The organism is Hyella patelloides LEGE 07179, from assembly GCF_900659865.1.
GTDB classification, from domain to species: domain Bacteria; phylum Cyanobacteriota; class Cyanobacteriia; order Cyanobacteriales; family Xenococcaceae; genus Hyella; species Hyella patelloides.
Map to the genome: position 1 here is coordinate 1 of NZ_LR214215.1, position 2,936 is coordinate 2,936.

The window sequence follows — 2,936 nt, forward strand, 5'->3', positions numbered from 1 at the left end:
CTAGGACTTACGCATTGACAAAAAGCCAACACTATGGGTGCTAAATAGCACAGGTATTTGGAAGATTACTTAGAATATATTCACGGATAACTAAGGTGAATAAGTTTCTCTGTACTTGATACCAATTAGAAATTGAGTTAGTCGAACGCATTTTCTCTAAACGAACAAATGCTTGAAGTGAACAAAATATGTGTGTTTGAATTGCCCGTGTATTTCGTACCATAAACCGACAGATACCGCAGACTTGTTTAATAGCACGATGAAATGCTTCGATTCCCCAGTGTCGGTCGTGAATGGTGATAAATTCTTGACGAGAAATATTAGTCAATTTTTCTGAGTCTGGCAAATATAAGATATAGTGCCGAGAGTCTCCTTTTCTGAAGTCTTTCCTCAACAGTTTTATCAATCCAAATTCTTTTAAATGAGTAATTAAACCTTCGTCTGGAATCTCTAAAGAACTTACCTGATAGTATTTACCAGGCTCGTTGGAGATAGTTCTATTTTTTTCGACACCGAATAGAAAGCCTAGTTTCTGGTTTCTTAAAAACTTCAGGTTGGCTATCGATGAGTACCAACTATCACCTGTTACTATGCTCGGTTTTAACCCCCAAGTCATTACTTCGAGTAGCATTTCTTTAAAATAATCGTTTTTGGTTTTGCCCTCCTTTTTGTTATAGATTCTGTAATTAATTGGGACTGATTTTTCTGGGCGGTCGCTGTAATAAAGAGTAATTAAATTCAATCCTTTGATACTTTTATGATATTTACCCGACCAAAAATATCCAATTAGTTCAGCGCATTCTGGATTACTGTAATGTTTTTCTATTACTGTGTCATCAACGCTTAAAATTCCTCCTTTTAAGTCAATTAAATCTCTAACAGTGTCGAATAAATCTTTGGCTTCGTATCTTTCTCTCAATAAAAAGCGATTGATGCTATCGTGTGAGACATTTTCCAGTATTTCTGCTAATCTGCTACATCCCATTTGTTTTGGTTCTGACAATAAAAACAATGTGTAGTGTTCGAGATTGCATTGTGCCGTTGAGGGTTTGCTGATTTTCCTGATGGTTCGATACCTGTTTTTTCGATGACTCCACTTAGATGTGCATTATCTCATTATTTTGTCAATGCGTAAGTCCTAGTTACTATCAATTTTGATGATCGCGATGTGGTTTATGATTATGCAGATTTAAACGAAATTACTCTCGCTTGGGCGACTTCGATACATAAGTCGCAAGGTTCGGAGTATCCCGTTGTGATTCTTCCTCTCTATACTCAACACTACGTTATGTTGAGTCGGAATCTGTTTTATACGGGATTGACTAGGGCTAAGAAGTCGGAGAAAGCTATTGCGATCACGCAGTGGCAGGCTTCGCCTGATCGCTGTAAGGCAGGTCAAGCAGCAGCAGAGATATACCAAGTTAAGGGAGCGGTTAGAAAGTATGAATCAGTAACTTAATTTCATTAAGCTTTAAAAATACTTCAATAATAATCATAATCATGAGTTATAATCTAAATATGTTTAAATAACTTTTATTTATGTGATTTGCCAGTGTAAAAAGTTAGAAAAACATCCTTTTAAAAATTCGTCCTTGTAAAAGGAGACACAATCATGACTGCGGAAAATGCTGCTCGAATCTACAAAAAGGTAGAGCAAGCCCAGGCTCAACAAGAAATACAGAAAGCACTTAGCAATCCAGAAGCTTTCATTAAGCTGGCTCTAGCCAGAGGCTATGCCTTCACAATCAAAGATTTTAAAACTCAACTCAGTAAATTATCTGATGAGGATGTGGCAGGTATTTTTAATCCAGGTATTGGGCTAAGGCGACATCTGTTCCCGAAATAAAAGAATTGGGGCGTTCGTCTGTTTACAGTAAGCTTGTGGTGAAATTCAGCAGGGCGATCGTGCAACGGCTCGGCTCTGCCGAGATCGCTGTCTACCTTTTAAAGAATCAAACAATCATCCTACTCATTCAAATAAAAAAACGCCTCCAGAAAAAAGATGTAGAAATAATCTACTTGATTCCTAGAAGCGTTGATTTTTTAATTTAACGAAAGAAGTTTAGAAACGGTTGTTTCGACCACCAGCATTTCTATTATCTTCGCGAGGTTTAGCTTTATTGACTTTAAGAGAGCGATCCATCCATTCTGCTCCATCTAGAGCTTCAATAGCTTTGTCTTCTGATGCCTCCGATTCCATTTCGACAAAAGCAAATCCTCTGGGACGACCGGTTTCGCGATCGCTGGGAACATGAACCCGTTTAACAGTTCCATACTCGGCAAAGACTTCATTTAAGTCTTCTTGATTAACTTCGTAAGACAAATTGCCTACATAAATTGACATATTTTGATTGTCCTCTCAATGAGTGTTGTGTTTAGAGAGACTGGATTATTGGGAAAGAAATAGCTCAATACTTTACGGAAAAGACCTGTAGAGACTGAATACAAACTTAATCGTTAATCTGTTGATTCTCAGTATTAACACTAACACTTTTCTGGAAATAAAAACCAAATTACTTGATTGGTAAAGAGCGATCGCCCCTCAACCCCAAATCAATTACGCTCGTACATTCTCAAATTCTCAATCATCCCGCAGGACTTATCAAACAGCAGTTCGATTTTGCCCGTATCCCCATGTCTGGCTTTAGCTAAAATTAACTCCAGAATATTTTGATAAATAGTATCTGGGTTGTAATACTCATCCCTGTAAGCAAAGATAATATTATCTGCTACCATCTCTAAAATTCCCGATTGAGATAAATCTGACATCATGGGACGCTTATCATTGCGAGTTTCTACCGCTCTACTTGGCGGAAATAGAAGGTTCGTGTCACCAGACGCAACAAGATTAAATTTTTTATTTTTTACGCCATTTTTGAGCTTGAACGATAAGAAATGCAAATGTTAACTTTGCCTAGTTCGTCTCCTTTTAGGCA

The 2,936-nt window shown here is 37.5% G+C and carries 4 protein-coding genes and 1 pseudogene; 2 read left to right on the forward strand and 3 right to left on the reverse strand.

The annotated features are described in order from the left end of the window. Positions 1 to 40: 40 nt before the first annotated feature. Positions 41 to 1,066, reverse strand: coding sequence for an IS701 family transposase (locus H1P_RS32320; protein ID WP_144875436.1), 1,026 nt, complete (start codon positions 1,064 to 1,066; stop codon positions 41 to 43). A 102-nt stretch (positions 1,067 to 1,168) separates the two neighbouring features. On the opposite strand from H1P_RS32320, the gene H1P_RS32325 reads away from it, so the two are divergent. Continuing rightward, positions 1,169 to 1,459, forward strand: coding sequence for an ATP-binding domain-containing protein (locus H1P_RS32325; RefSeq protein WP_222427356.1), 291 nt, complete (start codon positions 1,169 to 1,171; stop codon positions 1,457 to 1,459). Positions 1,460 to 1,612: 153 nt separating this feature from the next. Then, positions 1,613 to 1,846 (forward strand): Nif11-like leader peptide family RiPP precursor, encoded by a 234-nt coding sequence (locus H1P_RS32330; protein WP_144875438.1) that lies wholly within the window; start codon positions 1,613 to 1,615, stop codon positions 1,844 to 1,846. A 216-nt stretch (positions 1,847 to 2,062) separates the two neighbouring features. Here the strand turns inward: H1P_RS32330 and H1P_RS32335 are convergent, their stop codons facing one another. Together H1P_RS32335 and H1P_RS39135 are read right to left on the reverse strand one after the other, a co-directional pair. Then, positions 2,063 to 2,344, reverse strand: a complete 282-nt coding sequence (locus H1P_RS32335; RefSeq protein WP_144875440.1) for an RNA recognition motif domain-containing protein — start codon at positions 2,342 to 2,344, stop codon at positions 2,063 to 2,065. Between the two features lie 209 nt (positions 2,345 to 2,553). Further along, a pseudogene (locus tag H1P_RS39135) lies at positions 2,554 to 2,808 on the reverse strand (DnaB-like helicase C-terminal domain-containing protein); the annotation flags it as partial. Positions 2,809 to 2,936 lie beyond the last annotated feature (128 nt).

Excerpts from the sequence above, each read along its gene's own strand:
- H1P_RS32330 (WP_144875438.1), top strand. The coding sequence starts at position 1,613 with ATGACTGCGGAAAATGCTGCTCGAATCTACAAAAAGGTAGAGCAAGCC.
- H1P_RS32335 (WP_144875440.1), bottom strand. The coding sequence starts at position 2,344 with ATGTCAATTTATGTAGGCAATTTGTCTTACGAAGTTAATCAAGAAGAC.